Source organism: Halomonas piscis (genome assembly GCF_031886125.1).
Lineage (GTDB): Bacteria > Pseudomonadota > Gammaproteobacteria > Pseudomonadales > Halomonadaceae > Vreelandella > Vreelandella piscis.
Genome location: NZ_CP119391.1, coordinates 1499127 through 1524823, shown reverse-complemented (window position 1 = coordinate 1524823; position 25697 = coordinate 1499127). Strand labels below are relative to the sequence as shown.

Annotated in this window: 24 protein-coding genes and 1 other RNA gene; 4 read left to right on the top strand and 21 right to left on the bottom strand. The window is 66.2% G+C overall.

The features are described 5' to 3' along the window. Positions 1-146: 146 nt before the first annotated feature. The 16 genes from ftsZ to rsmI form a co-directional block, all read right to left on the bottom strand. Positions 147-1331, bottom strand: a complete 1185-nt coding sequence (gene ftsZ, locus P1P91_RS07125) for a cell division protein FtsZ (RefSeq protein ID WP_311885542.1) — start codon at positions 1329-1331, stop codon at positions 147-149. A 34-nt stretch (positions 1332-1365) separates the two neighbouring features. Further along, a complete protein-coding gene (ftsA, locus tag P1P91_RS07120) occupies positions 1366-2649 on the bottom strand; it encodes a cell division protein FtsA (RefSeq protein WP_311885540.1) in 1284 nt (427 codons plus the stop codon). A 236-nt stretch (positions 2650-2885) separates the two neighbouring features. Next, positions 2886-3614, bottom strand: a complete 729-nt coding sequence (locus P1P91_RS07115) for a cell division protein FtsQ/DivIB (RefSeq protein WP_311885538.1) — start codon at positions 3612-3614, stop codon at positions 2886-2888. Next, entirely contained in the window at positions 3601-4566 is a 966-nt protein-coding gene (locus P1P91_RS07110; RefSeq protein WP_311885536.1) for a D-alanine--D-alanine ligase, read from the bottom strand. The genes P1P91_RS07115 and P1P91_RS07110 overlap by 14 nt, the downstream gene beginning before the upstream one ends. Next, entirely contained in the window at positions 4563-5972 is a 1410-nt protein-coding gene (gene murC, locus P1P91_RS07105) for a UDP-N-acetylmuramate--L-alanine ligase (RefSeq protein ID WP_311885734.1), read from the bottom strand. The genes P1P91_RS07110 and murC overlap by 4 nt, the downstream gene beginning before the upstream one ends. 52 nt (positions 5973-6024) lie before the next feature. Continuing rightward, on the bottom strand, positions 6025-7092 hold the full coding sequence (gene murG, locus P1P91_RS07100) for an undecaprenyldiphospho-muramoylpentapeptide beta-N-acetylglucosaminyltransferase (RefSeq protein WP_311885533.1): 1068 nt from the start codon (positions 7090-7092) through the stop codon (positions 6025-6027). Between the two features lie 83 nt (positions 7093-7175). Further along, positions 7176-8357, bottom strand: a complete 1182-nt coding sequence (gene ftsW, locus P1P91_RS07095) for a putative lipid II flippase FtsW (RefSeq protein WP_311885531.1) — start codon at positions 8355-8357, stop codon at positions 7176-7178. Continuing rightward, a complete protein-coding gene (gene murD, locus P1P91_RS07090; RefSeq protein ID WP_311885529.1) occupies positions 8354-9760 on the bottom strand; it encodes a UDP-N-acetylmuramoyl-L-alanine--D-glutamate ligase in 1407 nt (468 codons plus the stop codon). The genes ftsW and murD overlap by 4 nt, the downstream gene beginning before the upstream one ends. A gap of 12 nt (positions 9761-9772) precedes the next feature. Next, complete coding sequence (mraY, locus tag P1P91_RS07085; RefSeq protein WP_311885527.1) at positions 9773-10855, bottom strand: phospho-N-acetylmuramoyl-pentapeptide-transferase; 1083 nt, start codon at positions 10853-10855, stop codon at positions 9773-9775. 14 nt (positions 10856-10869) lie between these two features. Next, positions 10870-12273, bottom strand: coding sequence for a UDP-N-acetylmuramoyl-tripeptide--D-alanyl-D-alanine ligase (locus P1P91_RS07080; RefSeq protein WP_311885525.1), 1404 nt, complete (start codon positions 12271-12273; stop codon positions 10870-10872). Beyond that, positions 12270-13763, bottom strand: a complete 1494-nt coding sequence (locus P1P91_RS07075) for a UDP-N-acetylmuramoyl-L-alanyl-D-glutamate--2,6-diaminopimelate ligase (RefSeq protein ID WP_311885524.1) — start codon at positions 13761-13763, stop codon at positions 12270-12272. Before P1P91_RS07075 ends, P1P91_RS07080 begins: the two co-directional genes overlap by 4 nt. A gap of 30 nt (positions 13764-13793) precedes the next feature. Beyond that, entirely contained in the window at positions 13794-15506 is a 1713-nt protein-coding gene (locus P1P91_RS07070) for a peptidoglycan D,D-transpeptidase FtsI family protein (protein WP_311885522.1), read from the bottom strand. Then, positions 15503-15874 carry a cell division protein FtsL gene (ftsL, locus tag P1P91_RS07065; RefSeq protein WP_311885520.1) on the bottom strand — a complete coding sequence of 124 codons (372 nt, stop codon included), beginning with the start codon at positions 15872-15874 and terminating at the stop codon, positions 15503-15505. The genes P1P91_RS07070 and ftsL overlap by 4 nt, the downstream gene beginning before the upstream one ends. Then, entirely contained in the window at positions 15874-16833 is a 960-nt protein-coding gene (rsmH, locus tag P1P91_RS07060) for a 16S rRNA (cytosine(1402)-N(4))-methyltransferase RsmH (RefSeq protein ID WP_311885517.1), read from the bottom strand. The genes ftsL and rsmH overlap by 1 nt, the downstream gene beginning before the upstream one ends. A 96-nt stretch (positions 16834-16929) precedes the next feature. After that, positions 16930-17278, bottom strand: an RNA gene (rnpB, locus tag P1P91_RS07055) — RNase P RNA component class A. A gap of 67 nt (positions 17279-17345) precedes the next feature. Then, on the bottom strand, positions 17346-18200 hold the full coding sequence (rsmI, locus tag P1P91_RS07050) for a 16S rRNA (cytidine(1402)-2'-O)-methyltransferase (protein ID WP_311885516.1): 855 nt from the start codon (positions 18198-18200) through the stop codon (positions 17346-17348). A 186-nt stretch (positions 18201-18386) separates the two neighbouring features. On the opposite strand from rsmI, the gene P1P91_RS07045 reads away from it, so the two are divergent. The 4 genes from P1P91_RS07045 to P1P91_RS07030 all read left to right on the top strand — a co-directional run bounded on the left by P1P91_RS07045 (position 18387) and on the right by P1P91_RS07030 (position 21615). Beyond that, on the top strand, positions 18387-19895 hold the full coding sequence (locus P1P91_RS07045; RefSeq protein ID WP_311885514.1) for a penicillin-binding protein activator: 1509 nt from the start codon (positions 18387-18389) through the stop codon (positions 19893-19895). Continuing rightward, the gene (locus tag P1P91_RS07040; protein ID WP_311885513.1) at positions 19888-20259 is read left to right on the top strand and encodes a YraN family protein; all 372 of its coding nucleotides are present in this window, start codon (positions 19888-19890) and stop codon (positions 20257-20259) included. The genes P1P91_RS07045 and P1P91_RS07040 overlap by 8 nt, the downstream gene beginning before the upstream one ends. Before the next feature lie 45 nt (positions 20260-20304). After that, positions 20305-20895 carry a phosphoheptose isomerase gene (locus tag P1P91_RS07035; RefSeq protein WP_311885510.1) on the top strand — a complete coding sequence of 197 codons (591 nt, stop codon included), beginning with the start codon at positions 20305-20307 and terminating at the stop codon, positions 20893-20895. 102 nt (positions 20896-20997) lie between these two features. After that, a complete protein-coding gene (locus P1P91_RS07030) occupies positions 20998-21615 on the top strand; it encodes a BON domain-containing protein (protein WP_311885509.1) in 618 nt (205 codons plus the stop codon). Positions 21616-21717: 102 nt separating this feature from the next. On the opposite strand, the gene P1P91_RS07025 is transcribed toward P1P91_RS07030, so the two are convergent. From P1P91_RS07025 to petA, 5 genes are all read right to left on the bottom strand, one after another. Then, positions 21718-22248 (bottom strand): ClpXP protease specificity-enhancing factor, encoded by a 531-nt coding sequence (locus P1P91_RS07025; protein ID WP_311885508.1) that lies wholly within the window; start codon positions 22246-22248, stop codon positions 21718-21720. 56 nt (positions 22249-22304) lie between these two features. After that, a complete protein-coding gene (gene sspA / locus P1P91_RS07020) occupies positions 22305-22931 on the bottom strand; it encodes a stringent starvation protein SspA (protein WP_311885506.1) in 627 nt (208 codons plus the stop codon). 140 nt (positions 22932-23071) lie between these two features. Further along, positions 23072-23836 carry a cytochrome c1 gene (locus P1P91_RS07015; protein WP_311885504.1) on the bottom strand — a complete coding sequence of 255 codons (765 nt, stop codon included), beginning with the start codon at positions 23834-23836 and terminating at the stop codon, positions 23072-23074. Then, positions 23836-25095 carry a cytochrome b gene (locus P1P91_RS07010; RefSeq protein WP_311885502.1) on the bottom strand — a complete coding sequence of 420 codons (1260 nt, stop codon included), beginning with the start codon at positions 25093-25095 and terminating at the stop codon, positions 23836-23838. Before P1P91_RS07010 ends, P1P91_RS07015 begins: the two co-directional genes overlap by 1 nt. Continuing rightward, the gene (gene petA, locus P1P91_RS07005; RefSeq protein ID WP_311885501.1) at positions 25095-25694 is read right to left on the bottom strand and encodes a ubiquinol-cytochrome c reductase iron-sulfur subunit; all 600 of its coding nucleotides are present in this window, start codon (positions 25692-25694) and stop codon (positions 25095-25097) included. The genes P1P91_RS07010 and petA overlap by 1 nt, the downstream gene beginning before the upstream one ends. Positions 25695-25697 lie beyond the last annotated feature (3 nt).

Here is a 25697-nt window from a genome sequence, read left to right as displayed (position 1 = left end):
GTGGTGATGGCAAAACGTTGATGGCAAAACACGCCGCCGGGCAGCGCACGCAACCATCATGAAGGGTGTTGTCCCGGGCGCAGAGTGCGCCGTGCGGCAGGCCGGGATTGATTGCCGACCTGCCGTGAACGAGGTCGCTTTGACAACTAGTCGGCCTGGCGGCGCAGAAACGCCGGAATGTCCAGGTAGTCGTCCGTCTCGGCGGCGCGGCGCTTGTCGGACCGAGGCCGGCTTTCGCTCTCCGGCTTTTCGGCCCGGGCCGCGGCCTGCTGCTGACGCATGACCGTAGGCTGCTGGAGCGTGCGATAGTCGGCGCCGGCGTCAGCCTGGGCCGCGCGCCGCGCCGGCTCGCGCGCCGCGACGCGCGCCTGGCCGCCGTCAAGCCCCGCTGCCACCACGGTCACCCGCAGCTCATCCGACATTTCCATGTCGATGGAAGTTCCCACCACGATGGTCGCCTCGTCGGAGGCGAACTCCTGGACCGTGGCACCGACGTCGTTGAATTCGCCAATCGACAGATCCGGCCCGGCGGTAATGTTGACCAGAATCCCCCGGGCGCCGTGCAGATCGATATCTTCCAGCAGCGGGCTGCGGATGGCCTTTTCCGCCGCCTCGCGGGCGCGGTTTTCGCCGGTGGCGCCGCCGGTGCCCATCATCGCCATGCCCATTTCCGACATCACGGTGCGCACGTCGGCAAAGTCGACGTTGATGATCCCGGGGCTGGTGATCAGCTCGGCGATGCCCTGGACGGCGCCCAGCAGCACGTCGTTGGCCGCGCTGAAGGCGGTCAGCAGCGTGGCGCTCTTGCCCAGCACCGAGAGCAGCTTCTCGTTGGGAATGGTGATCAGCGAGTCAACGTGCTCGGAGAGCTCCTTCATGCCCTCTTCGGCGGAGCGCGAGCGCTTGGGACCTTCGAAGGGGAAGGGCCGCGTCACCACGGCGACGGTAAGAATCCCCAGCTCCTTGGCCACCTGGGCCACCACCGGCGCGCCGCCGGTACCGGTGCCGCCGCCCATGCCGGCAGTGATGAAGATCATGTCGGCGCCGTCGAGCAGCTCGGCGATGCGTTCGCGGTCCTCCATGGCCGCCTGGCGGCCGACCTCGGGGTCGGCGCCGGCGCCAAGGCCCTTGGTGATTTCGCTGCCGAGCTGCAGGATCGTCTTGGCGGAGACGCGCTTGAGCGCCTGAGCATCGGTATTGGCGCAGATGAACTCGACGCCCTCGATGTTGCTTTCCACCATGTGGTTGACGGCGTTGCCGCCGCCGCCGCCAACGCCCACTACCTTGATGACCGCACTGCTCGAGGGTGCGTTATCTACCAGTTCGAACATAAGCCCCGTCTCCTGAGCCGCGTCTGCGACCCTGTCAGAAATTTCTCTTGAACCAGCCCTTGATTCGCGTAAGCGTTGTTCCGGTGGCGGCCTCAGCGCTTTTGTCGCCGCGCCCGGAAGGCGCGGCCACCACGCCGGCTTGCGCCTGCTGGCTGCGGCCGTACTGCGCTTCCTGCAAAGCGTAGTGCAACAGGCCAACGCCTGTAGCATAAATCGGGTTGCGCACGACGTCGGCCAGCCCTTTCACGTTCTGCGGGCAGGCGATGCGTACCGGCATATGGAATATCTCTTCGGCAAGCTCGCTTGCCCCCTCCATCCTTGAGGTGCCGCCTGTCAGCACAATGCCGGCCGCCACCATGTCCTCGTAGCCGCTGCGGCGAAGCTCTTCCCTGACCAGGATATAGAGCTCTTCGTAGCGCGGTTCGACCACCTCGGCCAGCGCCTGACGCGACAGGTCCCGAGAGGGCCGATCGCCCACGCTCGGGACCTTGATCATCTCGTCGCTGGCCGCAAGCTCGGTCAGCGCACAGGCGTATTTGACCTTGATTTCCTCGGCGTGCTGGGTCGGCGTACGCAGCGCCATGGCGATGTCGTTGGTGACCTGGTCGCCGGCGATGGGAATCACCGCGGTGTGGCGAATGGCGCCTTCGGTAAAGATGGCCATGTCGGTGGTGCCGCCGCCCACGTCCACCATGCACACTCCCAGCTCGCGCTCGTCCTCGGTGAGCACGGCCATGCTGGAAGCCAGCTGCTCAAGAATGGTGGCGTCAACGTCAAGGCCGCAGCGGCGCACGCACTTTTCGATATTTTGTACGGCGTTGGCGGCGGCGGTGACCAGATGCACCTGAGCCTCAAGGCGCACGCCCGACATGCCCAGCGGCTCGCGGATGCCGCCCTGGGCGTCGATCGAAAACTCCTGGGGCAGCACGTGGAGCACGCGCTGGCCTTCGGAGACGGCGCGCGCCCGGGCCGAATCGATCACGCGATCGATATCCGAGGCGCTGACTTCGCGCTCCTTGATCGCCACGACGCCGTCGGAATTCATGGAGCTGATGTGACTGCCGGCAATCCCCACATAGACCGAGTGTATATCACAGCCGGCCATCAGTTCAGCTTCCTCCACGGCGCGCTGAATGGACTGCACCGTAGATTCAATGTTGATGACCACGCCGCGCTTCATGCCGTTCGAGGGGTGGGAGCCGATCCCGGCAATCTCGATGCCACCGTCGTCGGTGGGCTGGCCGACAATCGCAACGACCTTGGACGTTCCGATATCCAACCCGACCACCATGCTGGATGCACTGGATGAGCCTGCCATGAGCCGGGAATTCTCCTTGTAGCCTTGAAAGATGGGATAAGCTGCCGTAGCTGTCGGCATCGCCGGCGCTGCCCTGATGACATCCGGTCACGGCGGCAGGGCTGGCGGACGTTATAATATCGGCATAAAGATGGTATAACGACTATCAGGCGCCACGATACTGAGAACCATACAGAAATTAAACCCCGAGCACAGTATTTGCACCGTTGGCAAGCGCTTACCGGCCAGGCCGCGGCTCAGGACGGATCCTCCGAGACGGCATCGGCCGTTCGGGGCGAGTCGCCGTGCCAGGCGACGGCCACGCCGTTGGGGTAGCGCAGATCGATATAGCGAATAGCACCGGCGTAGCGGTTAAGCTCGTGCCGCCAGGAAGCCATCAGACGCGCCAGACGAGCCTCGCGCTGATGGCGACCCAGCATGACCCAGGCGCCGTCAGTCAGCTGCAGCCGCCAGGCGCCCCGAGGCTCGAGGCGCAGCTGATCAAGGGCCAGATCGAGCCTGCCCAGCTGCTTTTCCAGGCTCCGATAATAGGCCAGCACTTCCTTGCTGCTGCCTTCCGGCCCGGCCAGGTCAGGCAGCCCCTCCGGCGCGGCAAGCGGCGCAAAGTCGAAGGGTGTCCCCTCGACGTTGAGCAGCTGATCATCGTTCCAGCGCGTGATCGGCTCCTGCTCGACCAGCTCGAACGCCAGGGCATCGGGCCACTGGCGCGACACCCGGACTTCCTTGACCCAGCCGATTTCCAGCGCCGCCTGTCGCAGCTCGGCCAGATCCACCGACAGCCAGCGCGCGTCGCGTACCAGCGGCGCCAGCTGGCCACGCAGATAGTCGGCGTTGGCGTAGTCCCAGTCGCCGCGCACCGAAACGCGCTCGACCGGCGTATCCAGCCACAGCCACAGCGCCCGGCCGCCGGCGCCGAGCATCAGCGCCAGCAGCAGAAGGCCAAGCCAGACGTTACGCTTCTGCATCGTGGCCCACATGGCCGGCGGTTGCCAGAATCTCGAGCACCAGCCGATCAAAGTCCATCCCCGTATGGGCCGCGGCCTGGGGTACCAGGCTGTGGTCGGTCATGCCCGGCACGGTATTGACCTCGATCAGCCAGAAATGCCCCCGGGCGTCGCGCATGACGTCAACGCGCCCCCAGCCGGCCCCGCCGATGGCCGCAAACGCTTTCCGGCAAAGTTCGGCAAGCTCGGCTTCGTCAGCCTCATCGAGCCCGCAGGGCAGATGATATTGCGTGGTATTGGACAGATACTTGGCTTCGTAGTCGTAAAAGCCCCCCGGCACCTCGACCCGGACCGCCGGCAGCGCCCGATCGCCGAGGATCGACACGGTATATTCCTCGCCCTGAACAAAGCGCTCCGCCATGACCCGGGCATCAAAGCGCGCGGCTTCATGATACGCGGCTTCAAGCTCAGCGACGCTTTGCACGATGCTGATGCCAAGCGTCGATCCCTCGTGCACGGGCTTGACGATCAGCGGCAGCCCCAGCCGGCCGGCCACCGCCTGCCAGTCAGAGGCGCCGCTGAGCATGATGCTTTCCGGCGTGGGCAAATCGAACGCCTGCCAGACCTGCTTGGTACGCGCCTTGTCCATGCCCAGCGCCGAGGCCAGCACGCCGCTGCCGGTATAGGGAATGCCCAGCAGCTCGAGGGCCCCCTGCAGTGAGCCGTCCTCGCCGCCGCGGCCGTGCAGCGCAATGAACACCGCGGCCGGCGCCAGCCGTTCAAGGCCGACAAGGCCCTGATCGGCGGGATCGTAGCCCACGGCGTCAACGCCGCTGCGCCCAAGAGCGGCAAGAATCGCCGCCCCGCTCTTGAGCGACACCTCGCGCTCGGCGGAGGTGCCGCCATAGATCACTACCACCGGCGACGCGGTCGTTCCCGGCGTAGCGGCATGGGAGGTCAAGGGTTGGCTCACAGTGTCACCTCGTCAAGCAGCAGCTCGGCCCGGGCCAGGCGCTGGGCAATGCCGCCGATGTCCCCGGCCCCCTGGGTTATCAGGATATCGCCGGGGCGCAGCACGTTGGCCAGCAGCCCCGGCAGTTCGCTTTTATGTTCGACAAACAGCGGATCGACCTCGCCGCGCTGGCGGAGCGAGCCCGCCAGCGCCCGGCCGTCGGCGCCGGGGATGAGCGTCTCGCCGGCGCTGTAAACGTCCAGCAGCAGCAGCGTGTCCACCCCCGAGAGCACACGCACGAAGTCGTCGTACAAATCTCGCGTGCGGGTATAGCGGTGCGGCTGATAGAGCATGACCAGCCGCCGTTCGGGCCAGCCGTCGCGTACCGCCCGGATGCCGACCTCCACTTCCCGGGGATGATGGCCGTAGTCGTCCACCAGCATCACCGGGTCGCCGCCGCCGGGCAGCGGATAGTCGCCGTGTACCTGAAAGCGCCGACCGACGCCGGCAAAGCCGGCAAGACCGCGTAGAATCGCTGAGTCGCTGACGCCGGCATCGCTTGCCACCACGATCGCCGCCATGGCGTTTTGCGCGTTGTGCCGCCCGGGCATGGCCAGACATATGTCCAGCGGCGCGCCTTCCGGGCGCAGCGCGGTAAAGCGCACTTCGCCGGCCTGCTGGACAAAATCCACGATGCGGTAGTCGGCGCCGGCGTCAAAGCCGTAGGTGACAAAGTGGCGCTGAAGATGGGGGCACAGCTCGCGCACCTGAGGGTCGTCCAGGCACAGCACGGCCAGGCCGTAAAACGGCAGGTTGTGCAGAAACTCGAGAAAAGTGCCCTTGAGCTGCTCGAAGTCGTTGCCGTAGGTGGCCATGTGGTCGGCATCGATATTGGTCACAATCGACACCAGCGGCTGCAGATGCAGAAAAGAAGCGTCGGACTCGTCCGCTTCGGCCACCAGGTAGTCACCCTCGCCCAGACGCGCGTTGGTGCCGGCGCTGGTGAGCTTGCCGCCGATGACGAAGGTGGGATCCAGCCCGCCCTCGGCGAGCAGCGTGGCCGTCAGGCTGGTGGTCGTGGTCTTGCCGTGGGTACCGGCTACCGCGATCCCCTGACGAAAGCGCATCAGCTCGGCGAGCATTTCGGCGCGACGCACCACCGGCACTCGATGTTCCCGGGCCCAGATGATCTCCGGATTGGCGTCGTCCACAGCGCTTGACACCACCACCACGTCGGCGCCTTCGACGTTGTCCCGGGCGTGGCCCAGGCTCACGTTGACCCCGCATTCGCGCAGGCGCTCCACCACCGGCGTCACCTTGACGTCGCTGCCGCTGACGCAGTAGCCCTGATTGGCCAGCACCTCGGCGATACCGCACATGCCGGCGCCGCCGATGCCGATAAAATGCAGGCGCCGGATACGCCGCATGCCGGGCCCCCGGGGGCGCCTTTGCGCCTCGGCCCCGGCACTGTCTGTCCCCTCAGTCACGCACTTTCTCCTTCCGGGCAAGGCGTAGACAGCCTTGCATTAACTGCTCGGTGGCATCCAGATGCGCCGCCTGCCGCGCCCGGGCGGCCATGTCGGCCAGCACCTCGGGGGACAAGAGCTCGGCAAGCGTCTGCGCCAGCTTCGTTTGGGTCAGCTCATGCTGCACCACGCAGCGCGCCGCGCCGGCCTCGACCAGCACTCGGGCGTTGTGCCGCTGGTGATCGTCGACGGCGTGGGGAAACGGCACAAAAAGCGCCGGCTTCGCCGCCGCGGCAAGCTCGGCCACGGTCAGCGCCCCGGCCCGGCAGACCAGCATATCGGCCCAGTCGTAGGCCGCCGCCATATCGTCGATGAAGGCGCTGACTCGAGCCTCGACGCCCCACCGCCGATAGCCCTCAAGCGTGGCCTCGTCGCGGTCCTGCCCGGCCTGATGCCAGACCTCAGGGCGCGCCGCCTCGTCCAGCTCGGCGAGCGCCCGGGGCAGACGCTCATTGAGCGCCACGGCCCCCAGCGAACCGCCCACTACCAGCAGCCGCAGCCGCCTTGACCGCATCTTCCGGGCACTGCGCGGCGTCTCGCCCAGCGCGGCGATGTCGTCGCGCACCGGGTTGCCAACCACCGTGGCTCGCCCGCCAAACGCCTGGGGAAACGCTGCGTAGGTGTGCCCGGCAAGCCGCGACAGCACGCGGTTGGTCAGTCCGGCCACGGCGTTTTGCTCGTGAATCATCAGCGGCACGCCGCAGAGCCGGGCGGCCAGCCCCCCGGGGCCGCTGGCAAAACCGCCCAGACCCACCGCCAGCTGGGGCTTGAAGCGACGCACCACCCGGCGCGCCTGGCAGATGGCTCGAGAGAGATTGAACGGGGCTTTGAGCCAGCCTGCCAGGCCGTTGCCGCGCAGCCCGCCGATGCGCAGCCGGTGCAGGGGAAAGCCCGCCTCGGGCACCAGGCGATTTTCAATGCCCCGGGGGCTGCCCAGCCACTCCACCGTCACGCCCCGGGACGCCAGCGCTCGGGCCAGCGACAGCGCCGGAATCACGTGGCCGCCGGTCCCGCCGGCCATGATCAAAACACGTTGAGGGATAGGTTGCGACACGCGTGTCTCCCTGTCATGACAGGCCCGCAAAAGGCAGGCCCAACGATCCTTTAAAGGCCCGGCTGCCGGCGCTTGCGGGCCGGCGTCGGTGCCCGTCGGGGAGAATGCCGGGTTTCGTGATCGGCACGCAGCAGAAGGCCGATCATCACTCCGGTCACCAGCAGGCTCGAGCCGCCGTAGCTGATCAGCGGCAGCGTCAGTCCCTTGGTCGGCAAAAGCCCCGAGCTCACCGCCATGTTGATGAATGCCTGGGCGGCAATGATGAAGCCGATGCCGTAGCTCATGTAGGCGGCGAACAGGTGGCCGGCAAGCTCCGCCCGCCGGCCGACCAGCATGGCGCGCACGATGAGCAGCGTAAACAGCAGCACAACGGTCACCGCCCCCAGCATGCCCAGCTCTTCGGCGATCACGGCAAAGATGAAGTCGGTATGCGCCTCGGGCAGAAAATGCAGCTTCTGGATGCTATTGCCAAGGCCGGTGCCGGTGACGTGGCCACGGCCAAAGGCAATCAGCGCCTGGGTAAGCTGGTAGCCGGTGGCAAACTGGTCGGCCCAGGGGTCGAGAAAGCTCGTCCACCGTGCCAGTCGGTAGGGCTCCATCGCCACCATCAGCGTAGCGCCGGCGGTCAGTATCCCGCCGGCCCCCGCCAGCAGCACCAGCGAAGCGCCGGCCATCATCAGCATGCCCACCACGCAGACGGTATAAACCACCATGCCGCCGAAGTCCGGAGCGGCGAACAACAGCCCCGCCGGCAGCGCCAGCACCGCCAGCGGGCGCAGCAGGGTGAACATGCGCGTGCGCAGCGGCTCGGCGAAGCGCGCCATGAACGCCGCCATGTAGAATACCAGGCCAATCTTGCCCACCTCGGAGACCTGCAGGCTGGGCAAGGGGCCGGGCAGCGCGATCCAGCGCTTGCTGCCGTTGATGTCCTGGCCTACCAGCAGCACCAGCGCCAACAGTAATAGGCTCAGGGCGAGAATCATGCCGGCATTCTGGCGCCACAGCTCAAGGGGCAGGCTGACCATGAGCACCGCCGCCAGCGCGGCGGCGAGCAAAAACACGCCGTGGCGCAGGGCATAGCGGTAGCTGTCGTCCACAAGCTCGACCGAGGCCGAGCTGACCATGACCCATCCCAGGCCGGCCAGCAGCAGCGCCACCAGCAGCAGCCAGACGTCAAACGACATCTGCCGGGTATCGAGCGCTTCGCGCAAGCGTTTGAGGCGATCTTTCATGACGCGCTCACTCCGTAACCGGCGTCTTGTTTGAGCTGCTCGACCAGCCGGCAAAAGGCGTCGCCGCGGGCCCGATAGTCGGTAAACTGATCAAGGCTTGCGCAGGCCGGCGAAAGCAGCACGCAGTCGCCGGGAGCTGCCATCGCGGCAGCGGCGCGAGCGGCCCCCGCCAGATCGTCAAAGCGCCTGACCGGCACACGGCCCTCAAGCGCCTCGGTCAGGCGGCCGGCGTCGGCGCCGTAAAGCATCGCGCCGCGCGCGCAAGCGGCGAGCGGCTCGGCCAGCGGAGTGAAATCGGCGCCCTTGCCCTCGCCGCCGGCCAGCAGTATCAGCCTGCCGTCAAGGGTCGGTCCCAGGCCCTTCACCGCGGCCAGGGTCGCCCCCACGTTGGTCCCCTTGGAATCGTTCACCCAGAGCACGCCGTTGGCCGAGGCCACGGTTTCGCTGCGGTGAGCCAGACCGGAAAAGCGGCGCAGCACCGACGCCATGGCCGTCGGGGCCAGCCCCAGAAGCTGGCCCATGGCCAGCGCTGCCAGAGCGTTTTGCTGGTTGTGCCGCCCGGCCATGCCCAGCTCGTCGGCGGCAAGCCAGGGCGTTTTACCCTGCATCAGCCAGGTCCGGCCCTCGCGACGGGCAAGCCCCCAGTTTGACCCTTCCGGCGGCTCGACGCCGAAGCGCACGATTTGGCGATCGGCCAGCGCGTACGTCGCTGCCGGCCAGGTGTCAACGTCGTCGCGATTGACCACGGCGTGGCGGGCGCCGTGAAAGATACGCTGCTTGGCGGCGCGGTAGGCCGCCATGTCGCCGTGGCGGTCGAGGTGATCTTCGCTCAGGTTGAGAAAGGCCGCGCACTCGGCATCCAGCCGCGGCGTGGTTTCCAGCTGAAAGCTGGAAAGCTCAAGCACGTACAGCTCGGCGTCGGGATGCTCGGCGAGCAGGTCCAGCGCCGGGGTGCCCAGATTGCCGCCCACGGCGACCCGCACGCCGGCCTCGGCCGCCATGTCGCCCAGCAGAGTAACGACCGTGGACTTGGCGTTGGAGCCGGTCACCGCCGCCACGCGCCCGCGCACGGCGCGGCAGAAAAGCGCCACCTCTCCTATCAGACGCGGCTCGCCGGTGGCCGGACTGTGCGCTTCCGCCAGGCCGGCAAACGCCGGGGCGTGCGGGTCAACGCCGGGGCTCAGCACCACCTCTTTGGCTTCGCTCATGTCCAGCGCTTCAAGGGGGCCGCCGTGCACGGCAACGCCCGGGTGCGCCTGGCGAAACGCCTCCAGCCCCGGGGGTTCGCGGCGCGTATCGGCGACCATGAAGGGCACGCCCAGGCGAGCCAGGTGGCGGCAGATAGCGCGGCCGGAAAGGCCCAGCCCTACTACCAGCGTCGTGCCGCGCGGAACAGCTGTCATGCCTTTCCTCCGTCAGCGGACCTTGAGCGTGGCGAGTCCCAGCAGCACCAGCACCACGGTGATGATCCAGAAACGCACGATAACGCGCGGCTCCGGCCAGCCCTTGAGTTCATAGTGGTGGTGCAGCGGCGCCATGCGGAAGATGCGCCGCCCGGTAAGCTTGTAAAAGCCTACCTGGAGAATCACCGACAGCGTCTCGACCACGAAGATTCCGCCCATGATGAACAGCACAAACTCCTGGCGTATCACCACCGCGACCGCGCCCAGCGCCGCGCCCAGCGCCAGCGAGCCGACGTCCCCCATGAACACCTGGGCGGGATAGGTGTTGAACCACAGAAACCCGAGCCCCGCCCCGGCGATGGTGGCGCAAAACACCGCCAGCTCCCCGGTGCCGGCAATAAAAGGCATGTGCAGATAGTCGGCAAACACCGCGTTGCCGCTGGCGTAGGCAAAAATCGCCAGCCCCATGGCCACCAGCACGGTGGGCATGATCGCCAGCCCGTCCAGCCCGTCGGTGAGGTTGACGGCGTTGGAGCTGCCGACGATGACAAAGTAGCTGAGCACGATGAAAAAGGCGCCCAGGGGCAGCATCACCCCTTTGACCATGGGCAGAAGCAGGCTGATTTCCACCGCGCTTGCCGCGGTGAAATAGAGAATGCAGGCCGCCCCCAGCCCAATGGCCGACTGCCAGAAATACTTCCACCTGGCCGGCAGGCCCCGGGGGTTTTTCTCTACCACCTTGCGGTAGTCGTCTATCCAGCCGATGGTGCCAAAGCCCAGGGTAACGCCCAGCACCACCCACACGTAGTGGTTGGTCAGATCCCCCCAGACCAGGGTGCTTGCGGCAATCGCCATCAGCATCATCACCCCGCCCATGGTCGGCGTACCCGCCTTGGACAGATGCGACTGCGGGCCGTCGTCGCGCACGGCCTGGCCGATCTGGCCCTCTACCAGCCGACGAATGACCCAGGGGCCCAGCCACAGGCACAGCAGCAAGGCGGTGAGCGCCCCCAGGATGACGCGCAGCGTCAGATAGTTGATGACCTGAAAGGCGCTTTGATACTGCGCCAGAAAATTCGCCAGATGAAGTAACATGAGCGGCGCTTACCTTAAAGTTGGTTCCTGCGCAGGGCGGCGATCAGCCGCTCCATGCCTGCGCTCCGAGAGCCCTTGACCAGCAGGCTCGCCCCCTCGGGCAGCGTGCGCCGGAGATGCTCCTCCAGCGCGGCGTAGTTATCAAAGTGACGGCTATCAAAGTGACGGCTATCAAGCGGCCGCCCCCCGCCACTGGCGGCGTCGGCAAACGCCGTACCGGCAGGCCTTGCGGCCTCGCCCAGGGTATAAAGGGCGTCCACGCCGAGCGCGGCGGCGTGGGTACCGATGTCGGCGTGCAGCGCCTCGGAAGCCTCGCCCAGCTCGCCCATGGCGCCCAGCGCGCACCAGCGCGGCCCGGGAAAGCGCGCCAGAGTATCAAGCGCTGCCTTTACCGCGCCGGGGTTGGCATTGTAGGAATCGTCAAGCAGCGCGGTATCGCGCACGCCGGGCAGCACGCTGAGCCGGCCGGCCAGCGCCTCTGCCCGGCACAGCCCCGCGACCGCCTCCGGCGCGCTGACGCCCAACGCCAGGGCAGCGGCGGCGGCTGCCAGGGCGTTGCTGACGTTGTGCTGCCCGCAAAGCCTGAGGCGAACCTCACCGACGTCCCTGCCGCCAACGACAAGCGTGAAAGCATAACGCCCCCGGGCATCGCAGGAAAGCGCCCGGGCCTGGACATCGGCCTCGGGGTGCAGACCGAAGCTCGACACCGCCGCCGGCGCGGCACAGCACGCCCAGAACGCATGGTAGGGATCGTCGCGATTGAGCACCGCCACGCCGTCCGGCGGCAAGCCCTGTAATATCTCGCTTTTGGCCTGGGCAATCTGCCCCATGCCGCCAAATTCGCCCACGTGGGCGCCGGTGACGTTGGTCACCACGGCAACGCCGGGCATGGCCAGCCGGGACGTCCAGGCAATCTCGCCCAGGTGATTGGCGCCAAGCTCCACCACCGCCGCGCGGTGCTCGGGCGCCAGCCCCAAAAGCGTCAGCGGCGCGCCGATGTCGTTATTCAGGTTGCCCCGGGTAGCATGCACCGGCCCCAGCGGCGCCAGCAGCTCGGCCAGAAGCTCCTTGACCGTGGTTTTACCGCTGTTGCCGGTGACCCCCACCAGCGGGTGGGCAAAACCCAACCGCCACTCCCGGGCCAGCAGCCCCAGCGCCAGCCGGGTATCGGCGCAGACGATCTGGGGCAGCGCGTCGTCCACGGGATGCTCGACCAGGGCAGCGGCGGCGCCCTGCTCCCGCGCCTCGGCCACAAAATCGTGGCCGTCGAAGCGCTCCCCGACAAGCGCGACGAACAGGGCGCCCGGCGCCAGGGAACGGGTATCGGTCACCACGCGGCCCAGAGGCAGGTCCGCTGCCGCCCCGAGGCGCTCGCCGCCCACGGCCCCGGCCACGCGGCCTGCATCCAGCGGCGTCATGACTCGCTCCGGGCGGCAAGCGCGCGCTCGACTTCGTCACCGTCCAGGTAGTCATGGCGTACGCCGTCGATCTCCTGGTAGGCCTCGTGCCCCTTGCCGGCGACCAGGATCACGTCATCGACCTCGGCCCGGGCGATCACCTCGGCAATGGCCCGGCGGCGCTCGCCGATATCCAGCACCGCGGACGGATCCTCGAACCCGGCCACGATGTCTTCGCGGATAGCTGCCGGGGACTCGCTGCGCGGGTTGTCGTCGGTTACCACGCAGCGGTCGGCCCCCGCTTCGGCCGCCCGAGCCATGGGCGCGCGCTTGCCGCGGTCGCGGTCGCCGCCGCAGCCGAACACGCACCACAGCTGCCCGGCGCTTCCCAGATGGGCGCGCAGCGCTGACAGCGCGCTTTCCAGCGCCCCCGGCGTATGCGCATAGTCGACCACCACGCTGGGCGCCCCGGCGATGCGGTAAAGCGCCATGCGCCCGGGCACCGGCTGCAGACGGGCGGCCGCTTCGATTAGCGCGTCCAGCGGCTCGCCCAGTCCGTAAAGCACGGCCATGGCCAGCAGAACATTATCCAGGTTGAAGCGCCCCATCAGGCCAAGCGAAAGCACCTTTTCTTCGTCGGGCGTGGCGATAATGGCCTGCAGCCCGGCGGCGTGGAGCGAGCATTCGAGCACCCGCAGCGTCACCGCTTCGTCCTGACCGGTGGCCAGCACCCGCACGCCCTCGCGGCAGCCGGCCAGCATCAGCCGCGCCAGGGCATCGTCGGCGTTGACCACCGCCAGCGCAAGCTCGCCGCGGCGAAACAGCCCGGCCTTGGTCGCGGCGTAGGCGGCCATGCTGCCGTGATAGTCCAGATGATCCCGGCTCAGGTTGGTGAACACTCCGGCCTTGATGCTCACCGCATCAAGCCGCTGCTGATCCAGCGCGTGGGACGACGCCTCCAGCGCCACGCGCCTGACCCCTTGCCGAGCCATGCGGCCAAGCGCGGCCTGTAGCTCGAGCGTGCCCGGCGTGGTCAGGCCGGTATCGGCAAGGGCGCCGAGACGCCCGGCACCCAGGGTGCCGACCACCCCGGCCGGCGTACCCAGCGTCTCGCTCAGCGCGGCCACGTAGTGGGTCACCGAGCTCTTGCCGTTGGTGCCGGTGACGGCGATCACCTCGAGCGCGTCGGGCACGGCAAACAGCGCGCGCCCCAGCTCGCCCAGCCGCGACGCCAGCTGCGGCAGCGTCAATATGCGCCCCTCAAGCGTCGCCTCACCGCCGTCGGCATGGCTGAGCACCAGCGCCGCGCCGGCCTCAAGGGCCCGATCGACAAAGTCCCGGCCGTCGGCCGAGCTTCCGGGCACGGCAACGAACACCTCACCCGCCGCTACCTGGCGCGAATCGGTTCGCAGTCCTAGCGTCTCGGGCAGATACTGCGCCGCATAGGGAATGTCGCTGGCGGGCCAGATCTTTTCCAGCGCCCGGACCAGATCGCTTGCGCTAAGCGTCATGCTGTCTCCTTGACCTGTGGCGATTCGGCCTCATGGCGACGACTCGTCGGCATCGGGCGGCACGCCCAGCAGCCGCAGCGCGCTGCCGGCCACGTCGGAAAACACCGGCGCGGCCACGGCGCCGCCGTAGAACTCCCCGGCCTTGGGGTGATCGATCATTATCGCGGTGACGATGCGCGGCTTGGAGGCCGGGGCAATGCCCACAAAGACGCTGCGATAGGCATCCTCGTCGTAACCGCTCTGGCCGGTCTTGCGCACGGTGCCGGTCTTGCCCGCCACCCGATAGCCTTCTATCCGGGCGCGGCGGCCGCCGGTACCCGGCCCGACCACCGCCTCCAGCATGCCCATCAGCTCATCCGCGACCGCCGGCTCGATGACCGGTTCGCCGGGCGGCGCTTCGTCGAGCTTCAAAAGCGACGGCGGCATACGCCGGCCGCGATTGGCGATGGCGGTACAGGCGCTCGCCAGCTGCACCGCCGAGACCGAAAGCCCGTAGCCGTAGGCCAGCGAAGCGCGCTCGCTGCGCGAAAAATTCACCGTATCGGGCAGGTTGCCGCCGGCCTCGCCGGGAAAGCCGGTACCCGGGCTGTGGGAAAAGCCCAGCTGGTTATAGCGCTCCCAGATGGCGGTATCGCGAAGCTCCAGCGCCAGACGCGACATGCCGATGTTGGATGACTTGACCAGCACGTCGGTCAGGCTAAGCTCGCCGTAGTTGCGAAAGTCACGGATGGTATAGCCATCGATGCGCATCCAGCCGGGCGCGGTATCCATCACCGTCTCGGGGCTGTAGCCAGGCTTTTCGAGCACCGTCGACATCGCCAGCGGCTTAACCACCGAGCCGGGCTCGAACACGTCCACCAGCGCCTGGTTGCGCAGCCCGCCGGGATCGAGCCCGGCGCGATTATTGGGGTTGTAGGACGGCAGGTTGACCATGGCCAGCACCTCACCGGTGCGCGAATCGAGCATCACCAGCACGCCGCCATCGGCGTCGTTGTCTTCCACCGCGGAGCGCAGCTCGCGGTAGGCCATGTACTGCAGGCGCTGGTCAATGGCAAGCGTCAAATCGCCGCCGGGCTGAGCCTCGCGCACCACGCCGAGCTCGCGCACCAAACGACCGCGACGGTCCTGGATAATACGACGCTGCCCGGGCCGGCCCGACAGGTAAGGCTGGTAGGCAAGCTCCAGGCCCTCCTGCCCAGCGTCGTCCACGTCGGTTACGCCGATCAGCTGAGCGGCGACTTCGCCGGCGGGATAGTAGCGCTTGTACTCCTGCTGGGAGTACACCCCCGCCACGCGCAGATCGAGGACTTCCTGCGCTGCCCGTGGGGTCATCTGGCGGCGCAGGTACATGAACTCGTGGTCGCTATAGCGGTCAATCCGGGCGTCGAGGTCAACCAGAGTCATGTCCAGCGCCTGGGCGAGCACCACGCGCCTGACCGGATCTTCAGGCAGCTTTTGAGGATTGGCCCAGAGCGTGACCACCGGCGTGGAGATGGCCAGCGGCTCTCCGTAGCGGTCGGTTATCATGCCGCGGTGGGCCGGAATGGCCTCGTGGCGCAGCGTGCGGGCGTCGCCCTGGCTTTGCAAAAACGGCCGGTCCATCACCTGCAGCAGCGTAATTCGCCCGATCAGCACCGCCGCCGCCGCGACGATCCCCACCAGGACCAGGCCAAAACGCCAGCGGGCGAGCGGCGGCGCTACCGAAGGCGGGGCGGATCGGCCGCGCGGATGCCTGGCGCTCACGGGGCGATGACCTCGACATCGTGGACATCGGGGATGCGCATATCCAATCGCTCCGTGGCAATTTTTTCGATCCGAGCCGGCGTCGACCAGGTGCCGTCCTCCAGCAGCAGCCGGCCCCATTCGGTATTTAGCTGATTTTTTTCCTGCTCCAGCGTCTGCAACCTGGCGTACTGGGCGCGAGTCTCATGGGTAATGACGACAACGCTCAGGCCGCTGAACAGGCACGCCGCCATGAGCCCGGCCACCAGCAGCGTCCCCGGACTCAGGCAGGCGCGCAGCGAAAACGGCCCCTCTGGGCGCTTCAGCCACTGGCTCGGGCCCTTTCGTCGCCGTGCGTGCGGCGGCCGCGGCGTTACCCGGCTGCCCATCATGCCCCCCGCTTGCGCGCGGCGCGCATCACCGCGCTTCGCGCCCGCGGGTTATCGGCCACTTCGTCGGCGCCGGCGCGACGCGCCTTGCCCAGCGACTCGAGACGGCGGTTGAGCTGGTCGTCGCGTAGCGGCATGCCTCGGGGTACGTCAGCGTCGCCGCGCACGTGGTGACGGATAAAGCGCTTGACCCGGCGATCCTCCAGCGAATGAAAGCTGATCACCACCAGGTGGCCACCCGGCGCCAGCGCCTCGAGCGCGGCGTCCAGGGCGGCGTCGAGCTGTTCAAGCTCGCCGTTGAGGTAGATACGCAGCCCCTGGAAAGCTTTCGTGGCCGGATGCCGGCCCTTTTCCCAGGCCGGATGGGCTTTTTTCAGCACCTCGGCCAGATCCACCGTGCGGGTAAACGGCGCCTCTTTGCGCCGAGTCACGACCGCACGCGCCAGGCGCTTGGCAAAGCGCTCTTCGCCGTAGGCCTTGAACACATGGGCAATATCGGCTTCGCCTGCCCTGGCGAGGAACGCCGCCGCGCTTTCGCCCCGGCCGGGATCCATGCGCATGTCCAGCGGGCCGTCGCGCATGAAGCTGAAGCCGCGCTCGGGATCGTCAAGCTGGGGTGAGGACACGCCGATGTCCAGCAGCACCCCGGAAAGCCTGCCGTAAACGCCCTGCTCCCTGGCAAATTCGGCGAGTTCGGCAAACGCCTGGCGGGTAATATGAAAGCGCGCGTCGCTGATCTCTTCGGCGGCCGCGATGGCCTGGGGGTCGCGATCCATGGCCAGCAGGCGTCCGCCCGGGCCGAGGCGCTGCAGAATGGCGCGGGAGTGTCCGCCGCGGCCGAAGGTGGCGTCCAGATACACGCCGTCTGCCTTGTGCATCAGCGTCTCCACGGCGCCGTCCAGCAGTACGCTGGTATGGCGGAAGGCCTCGGCTGCCGGGGCCGCATCGGGTAAGGACATGTGACGCTCGCGCATAGGTCTGTCAACCGGGTTAACGGATAAGGACGCAGGCTAAGCCGGCGCCTTGTGCAGGCCGCGCTTGCGCCCTGCGTTTGCTGGGGGAGTCGGCCGATAAGCCGGGTTCTGTCGTGGACAGCCATTCCTCTAGGCGCTGCGTCACCGCAGCGCTCAAGCAACCTACCCGAACCCGGCGCGGGCCACGCCAGCGGGTTCCTATTTGGTTTTGCTCCGAGTGGGGTTTACCGTGCCACGCACTGTTGCCAGCCGTGCGGTGCGCTCTTACCGCACCCTTTCACCCTTACCGGCCTTGTCAGGCCTTGGCGGTCTACTCTCTGTTGCACTTTCCGTCGGCTCGCGCCGCCCAGGCGTTACCTGGCACTCTGCCCTGTGGAGCCCGGACTTTCCTCCCCCGCGCAAGCGCGGCAGCGGCTGCCTGGCCAACTCCGCGGGCAAGCATAACAGCGCGCCCGCCCGGCCTCAATCGCGATCCGCCGTTATCCGCAGCCGGGCGCTCAGTTCTCCTTGAGCGCTTGCAGCCGCGCGTACCAGCTCTGCTTGCGCCCCCCCATAAGGCGCGCCGCCACCGCCGCGCCCTGCTTGACGCCCACGCCTTCTGCCAACAGCGCCTCCAGCAGTGCCCCGGCCGTCATTTCCCGACGCTCGCTGTCAACGGCGGGGGGCGCACCCTCCACCATGATGACAAACTCCCCCCGGGCCTGGTTGGCGTCATTTTTGAGCTGCTCGCCGAGCTCTGCCGGGGTGCCGGACAAAAACGTCTCGAAGGTCTTGGTCAGCTCCCGGGCCAGCACCGTGTGGCGCCCGGGCATCACCTCCCCCAGAGTCGCGAGGGTATGCGCGATACGGTGCGGCGACTCGTAGAACACCAGCGTCTCGTCGCGCTCGCGAAGCGTCTCCAGGGTTTGGCGGCGGGCCCCGGGCCTGGCTGGCAAAAAGCCGCCGAAGCGAAAGCGATCCGTGGGCAGCCCGGCAGCGCTCAGCGCGGCAATCAGCGCTGCCGGCCCGGGTATCGGCACTACCGGATAGTCAAGCGCGCGCAGCTCGCGCACCAGAAGAAAACCGGGATCGCTGATCAGCGGCGTTCCCGCGTCGCTGATCAGAGCGACATCCTCGCCGGCGGCCAGGTACTGCGTCAGCTGGGCGACTCGCGCGGCCTCGTTGTGCTCGTGCAGGGAGAGCATCGGCACGCTGATGCCCAGGTGGCCAAGCAGGCGGCTGCTGTGGCGGGTGTCCTCGGCGGCCACCCGGGCGACCTGACCCAGCACCTGCGCGGCGCGAGCGCTCAGGTCGTCCAAGTTCCCAATGGGTGTGGCAACCACGTACAATGTGCCCGTACGCCTCTGTGTCATCGTGACTCCCGATTTATGATGGCTGACGTGTTGGCGGGTTGACCGACTCGCTCTGGCGATACGCGGCGCGCCATTGTAGCCTTGGACCTGATGTCTCGGGCAGCGCCTCACGGTGAATCATCGCCGTATCAGCGAGCCAATGCCGCGAGCAACGCATCCGCGCTACTACCAACGAAGGAAGGATACATGAAACCGATATCTCGTGGCCTGCTGGCCACCGCGCTTGCGGTATTGCTGCTGGCAGGCTGCGCCACCCAGCAACCATCCCCGAGCGTGGTAGACCGCGCCTCCGACCGCGACGCCGGACAGCTGATGGGCGAGGCCGAAAGCCAATCCCCGGCAGAAGCCGCCCGCACCCGCCTGAAGGCAGCGCACATCGTGGCTCGCCAGGGCAATCGCGAGCGCGCCTACGAGATCACCGATAATCTCGACGAAAGCGCGCTTTCCGCCGACGACCGCGTACGCTGGGCCCTGCTTCACTCGGAGCTTGGCCGGGCGCTCGAGCAGCCCCGCGCCGTTACTCGGGCGGCGCGGGTGCTGGACGACGAGCTGGCCATGTCGTCGGAACAGCAAAAGACCCTGATCGAGCGGCGCCGCTGGGCGCGCCAAGCGCTTGATCAGCCGGACCTCAAAAGCCTTGCCGTCCCCGGGCTTGCCGGCCGCAAGGTCGAGCGCATCGCCGTTTTCCTCCCGGAGTCCGGCCCCCTGAGCAACGTGGCCGACACCCTGAAAACCGCCATGCAGACCCATCAGGACATCTCGGGCGACAGCACCAGCCTGCGCTTTTTCGACACCTCCCAGGCATCGCTCAGCGAGCTCTACGAACAGGCCAGGGCCATGGACGCCCAAATCGTCATCGGCCCGCTGTCCAAGGATAGCGTCACCAGGCTCGAGCAACGCGGAAGCGTACCGCTGCCCACGCTCGCCCTCAACTACGGCGAAAGCGACCATAACCAGGCCAGCCAGCTTTTCCAGTACGGCCTCTCTGCCGAAGACGAGGCACGCCAGGTAGCCAAGCGCGCCAGCGAAGAGGGCCATCGGCAGATGTCGCTGATGGTGCCGGACAACAGCTGGGGCCAGCGCGTCGGCGAGGCCTTTCTCGACGCCTGGCAGAACGAGGGCGGCAGCGTCGCCAACGCCATTCGCTACAACCCCGAAGGCAATGCCAACAGCGCGGTGAAAAAAGCGCTCAGCGTCAGCGGCGAACGCGCGCGTCTGGACAACATTGACGGGCTTTTCCTGCTCGCAGTGCCCGAATACGCCCGTCAGGTGCCATCGCTGCTGGACTACTACTACGCCTCCGAGCTGCCAACGTATGCCACTTCGCACCTGCACGAAGGCATTGATCAGCCCCGCCAGGACAAAAACCTGGACGGAATCAATTTCGTCGATATCCCCTGGCAGATCCCCGATGCCGCCGTCGGCGGCGAAGAGGCCCTGCCCTTCTACAATAGCTATCGGGCGCTCAGCGACGACGCTGACGCCTCCATGTTCCGACTGCTGGCCATGGGCGTAGATGCCTACGAAGCCGGCACTCGGCTGGCCGACATCAACGCCCTGCAGAACTTCCAGGGCGCCACCGGGCAGCTTTACCTGACCGCCGACGGACGCATCTACCGCAAGCTGCCCTGGGCGCAGTTCCAAAACGGCGTACCCGGCGCCATTCTGTCGTCCGGCCCTGCAAGCAGTGAATAACCGTCCGCAAACGGCGCGGGCGCGCGGCAGCGCCATCGAAGACCTCGCCGCCCGCTGGCTCGAGCAGCGGGGGCTTGCGCTTGTGGGGCGCAACCAGCATGCCAAGGGCGGCGAGCTGGACCTGATCATGGAGGACGGCGACACCCTGGTCTTTGTCGAGGTCAAGCACCGGGAAACCGCGCGCTACGGCCATCCGCTGGAAACCGTTACCGCGCAGAAACAGCGCCGCCTGATCAAGGCGGCGCGCACGTATCTGGCCCGGGAGCCGCACCAGGGCCCCTGCCGCTTTGATATTCTTGCCGTCCTCGGGACGCCTCCGGCGCTGACATTTGAATGGGTTCAGGCCGCCTTTGACGCCTTTTGATCCACACCGTTTTCGGCAAAACGGTCTACGCAGACAGGACGCCCAATGGATTTTCAGACCCGCATCCTCGATCACTTCAACTCAAGTATCGATACCAAGACCTACGCCAGCGAAGTGCTGCCCCCCTTCATCGAGGTCGCAAGTCAGATGATGGTGCAAAGCCTGGTCAACGAGGGCAAGGTCGTTGCCTGCGGCAACGGCGGCAGCGCCGGCGACAGCCAGCATTTCTCCTCGGAGCTTTTGAACCGCTTTGAGCGCGAACGCCCGAGCCTGCCGGCCCTGGCCCTGACCACCGACTCGTCAACGCTGACGTCCATTGCCAACGACTACAGCTACAACGAGGTGTTCTCCAAGCAGATTCGCGCGCTGGGCCAACCCGGCGATGTCCTGCTGGCGATTTCCACCAGCGGCAACTCGGCCAATATCGTCCAGGCCATTCAGGCCGCCCACGACCGGGAAATGACCGTGGTAGCGCTAACCGGCCGCGACGGCGGCGACATGGCGGCGCTGCTGAGCCAGGACGACTGCGAAATCCGCGTCCCGGCCACTTCCACCGCGCGCATCCAGGAAGTTCACCTGCTGGTCATCCACTGCCTCTGCGATCTAATCGATGAACAGCTGTTCGGCGGTGCCTGAAGCCGGCCACATCAGGCTATCGCTCTGCCGTCCGGCGCAGTATTCTTGCTGTGCCAGCGCTTTTTCTGTTGAACCCTCTTGTGACTACCGGGAGCCAAGCCCATGTTAAACGCCTTTGCCGCCACGCTACGCTCACTTGCCACGCCGCGCGCCTGCGCCGCGGCACTGTTCGCAGGCAGCCTTTTGCTGCTTGGCGGCTGCGCCACCAGCTCAGCCACCAACCAGTCCCAGTACGGCCAGCGCACCGGCGACGTCAAGGCTGTGGATGACACTATCGAACATCAGGTGGAAAAGGCGCTGGAGCAGGCTGACGCCCGGCTGGGCGATGCCCGCATCCGCGCCCACAGCTACAACGGTCGGGTGCTGCTGGTCGGTCAGGTGCCCAGCGAAGAGCTGCAGCAAAAGGCCGCCCAGGTAGCTGAGCAGCTGCGGGGTGTGGAGACCGTGCACAACGAGCTTGCCGTTGCCGCCCGCCTGCCCGCCAGCCAGCGGCTGACCGACACCTGGCTGACGACCAACGTGGTGAGCCAGCTTGCCACCAACGACCATATCGATTCGTCAAAGCTCAAGGTCACCACCGAAAACGCCAGCGTCTACCTGATGGGCATCGTTTCGCGTCAGGAAGCCGAGCGCATCGTCGCCGCGGTATCCGGGGTGTCCGGCGTACAGCGTATCGTCAAGGTCTTCGAATACCTGGATGGCAGTGCTGCGGCCAACTAGGCCAAGATCACGCCACACAGAAAAAAACGCCTCGGCGTCTGCCGAGGCGTTTTGCGTTTCGCCGAGTCTGTGGTGGCGCTTGGCCCCGTTATTTCGCCCGCTCTATTTGACCACCCGCAGCGAAGGCCTTTTTTTGCCGGTATCTTTTTTGCCGGTCTCTTCGCTCTTGTCGCCGGCGCGGTCGGACGACGTCTCTTCGTCCTTTTCGCCCTTCTGCGCGCCGTCACCGCTATCGCTCACGGACGTCAGCGCCGGCGCCCTGGCGTCGTCGTCTCCGGGAGACGCCTCGTCGGAGGCCTCTTCGTCCAGCGTCGCCAGGTCAGGCTCATGGCCGAACACCATGCCGGCCGCGTTCTCCCGGGCATACACCGCAATCAGCGCCTCCATGGGAATCATGATCTGCATCGGCTTGCCGGAAAAGCGCGCGCTGAAGCCGATGGCCTGGTTTTCCATGAAGAAGTCGCGCACCGCGGTCGGCGAGGCGTTGAGCACAATCTGGCCGTTTTGCACCAGCTGCTCGGGCACTTCCACGCCGGGGCGGGTCGCATCCACTACCAGATAGGGGGTCAGCTCGTTGTCCAGCAGCCATTCATACAGGGCTCTGGCAAGATAGGGGCGGCTGGAACGCGTCATTGTCGCTCTCCTTTCGCGGCATCAGGGGCACACTGTGGCCAGGGACCAAAGTGCGCTCAGGCACGTATTTCTTTTTCACGCTCGTTGAGCGAAGCCTTGAAGGCATCGCGCTCGAACACGCGCGACATGTAATTCATCAGCGGCTGCACCTGCTTTTCCGGCAGCTCGATATCAAGCTCGGGCAGGCGCCACAGGATGGGGGCCAAACAGCAGTCCACCAGGGTAAACTCGTCGCTCATGAAAAACGGCATGTCCTCGAAGATGGGCGATATGCCCACCAGGCTTTCGCGCAGCTCCTTGCGCGCCTTGTCCGCTTCCTTCTTGCTGCCGGTACGAATGCGCTCGACCATCGGGCACCACTCGCGCTCGATGCGATGCATCCACAGCCGGCTTTGCGCCCGCGCCACCGGATACACCGGCAGCAGCGGCGGGTGCGGGAAACGCTCGTCCAGGTACTCCATCATCACCTTGGATTCGTAGAGCACCAGATCACGGTCCAGAAGCGTCGGCACGCTGTTGTAGGGATTGAGCTCGGCAAGCTCCTCCGGTGCCTGCCCGCCGCTTACGTCGACGATATCCACCGCCACGCCCTTCTCGGCCAGCACGATACGTACCCGATGACTGAAATGGTCATCTGTACCGGAATAAAAAATCATCGACGACCGTTTGGCCACAACACCCATGTAGCAATCCTCGCTTCAAGTCAATAGGTCATACTACCATGCCGCGGCGTCTCTGGGGAAAACGCCCGGCACGCCGGCGCCCGAGACACAAAGGGCGCACGACGGTCGTCGTGCGCCCTGGCTCACGGGGCTAGCATGGCTTAATGAATATCACGCCAGTATTCCCGCTTGAGGAAGTAGCAGATAATCCCCAGGATAAAAATGAACAGCAGCACCTTGGGCGCAAGCGCCTGGGCCTTGAGCTTGGACGGCTCACCGACGTAGGCCAGGAAGTTGGTCAGGTCATAGACCGCGTCCTTGAACTCGTCAGGCTCCATCTCGCCCGGCTGGGTTACCCTGAGCACGTCGCAGGACTGGTACTTGCCGGTGAGCGGATCCGGCGACTGCCCTTCGACGGGCTCGTCCGTGGCCGCACAGATTTTTTCCTGCACGCCCTGCAAGGGCTCCAGCACGTTGGGCATGGCAACCAGGTCGAACACGGCGTTGTTGACGCCGGTCGACTGGCTGTCATCGCGGTAAAAGCTCAGCAGGTAGGAATAGATCCAGTCCGTGCCGCGCAGACGCGACTCCAGGGTCAGATCCGGCGGCGGCGCACCAAACCAGTTTTCCCCGTCGTCGGACCGCATGGCGTTGTGCATCTGGTCGTTGAACGCCTGATCCGGCGAGAAGATCAGGTTGTCCTCTACCAGGTCCTGGGGAATGCCCAGATCCTCCGCTGCCCGAGAGAAACGCTGGTGCTCGAGCGAGTGGCAGCCCATACAGTAGTTGACGTAGAGTTTCATGCCGTTTTGCAGCGACGCCTGGTCGTGCAAGTCCGGCTCCATGGAGTACGGCAGCCCCCCGTCGGCCGCCATGGCCGTTACCGGCAGCAGCGCGAAGAGCAGTGCAAACAGTTGCTTTTTCATTAGCCAGTCACCCTTTCCGGAACGGGTTTGGTCTTCTCCAGCCGGGTATAAAACGGCATCAGCAGGAAGAAGGCAAAGTAGATGACGGTACAGACCTGCGCGAGAATGGTCCGCCCCGCTGTCACCGGCAGCACGCCAAGTACACCAAGAACGATGAAGCTCACGGCGAACAGCGCCAGCATTACCTTGGAGATCCAGCCCTTGTAGCGGATGGAGAGCACCGGGCTGCGGTCAAGCCACGGCAGCACGAAGAGCACGGCAATGGCACCGCCCATGAAGATCACGCCCAAGAACTTCGCTTCCAGCCCGAAAATCGAGAAGGTGATCGCGCGAAGAATGGCGTAGAACGGCGTGAAGTACCAGACCGGGGCAATGTGATCCGGCGTCTGCAGCGGGTTGGCCGGCTCGAAGTTGGGCTGCTCGATGAAGTAGCCGCCGCCTTCGGGGAAGTAAAAGATCACCACGCAGAAGACGAACAGAAAGACCGCGACGCCGACCAGATCCTTGACCGTGTAGTACGGGTGGAAGGGGATGCCGTCCAGGGGCTTGCCGGTTTCGTCCTTCTTCTTCTTGATATCGACGCCGTCGGGGTTGTTGGAGCCCACCTCGTGCAGCGCGATGATGTGCAGCACCACCAGCGCCAGAATGACGATGGGCAGCGCCACCACGTGCAGGGCAAAGAAGCGGTTGAGGGTAATGCCGGAAATCAGGAAGTCACCGCGCACCCACTGCGCCAGGTCCGGCCCGATGGCGGGAATCGCGGAGAACAGCGAGATGATGACCTGGGCCCCCCAGTAGGACATCTGGCCCCAGGGCAGCAGATAGCCCATGAAGGCCTCGGCCATCAGCGCCAGGTAGATCGTCATGCCGAAGATCCACACCAGCTCGCGCGGCGCCCGATAGGAGCCGTAGAGCATGCCGCGGAACATGTGCAGATAGACCACCACGAAAAACGCCGAGGCGCCGGTGGTGTGCATGTAGCGAATCAGCCAGCCCCACTCCACGTCGCGCATGATGTATTCGACCGAAGCGAAGGCGCCCTCCGCCGTGGGGTTGTAGCTCATGGTCAGCCAGACGCCGGTAAGGATCTGGTTGACCAGCACCAGCAGCGCCAGCGAGCCGAAGAAATACCAGAAGTTGAAATTCTTCGGCGCATAGTATTTCGACAGATGTTCTTGCCACATCTGCGTGGCGGGAAAGCGGTCGTCGACCCAGCGCATGAAGCCGCGATCCGCCTTGGCCTTGTGTGGATTACCCATCAGGCAGTCTCCTTGTCCTCGCCGACGACGATAACGCTGTCGCTATCGAAGCGATACGGCGGCACTTCCAGATTGGTGGGCGCGGGCACGTTGGAAAAAACGCGGCCGGCCAGATCAAAGCGGGAGCCGTGGCAGGGGCAGAAAAAGCCGCCCGGCCAGTTATCCGTGCCGACATCGTCGGCGTCGGGCTCCGGCTTGAACAGGGGCGAACAGCCCAGATGGGTACAGATGCCAATCAGCACGCCGATCTCGGGCTTGATCGAGCGCAGCGTGCCTTCGATATACTCGGGCTGCTGGGGCACAACCGAATCCGGATCGGCCAGGCGGTCGGCGCCCAGCTTTTCCGTGCGCTCGATCATTTCCGGCGTCCGGCTGATGATCCAGACCGGGCGGCCGCGCCACTCCACCGTCAACCGCTGCCCCCCTTCAAGCTTGGAAATATCCGCTTGAACCGGGGCGCCAGCCGCCCTCGCCTTGGCACTAGGCTGCCAAGAAGCCACAAAGGGGACCGCAACCCCGACAGCGCCCACTGCTCCCACTACGGAGGTGGCACCGACGAGGAAACGGCGCCGGCCCTTGTTTACGCCGTTATCTGCCATTCC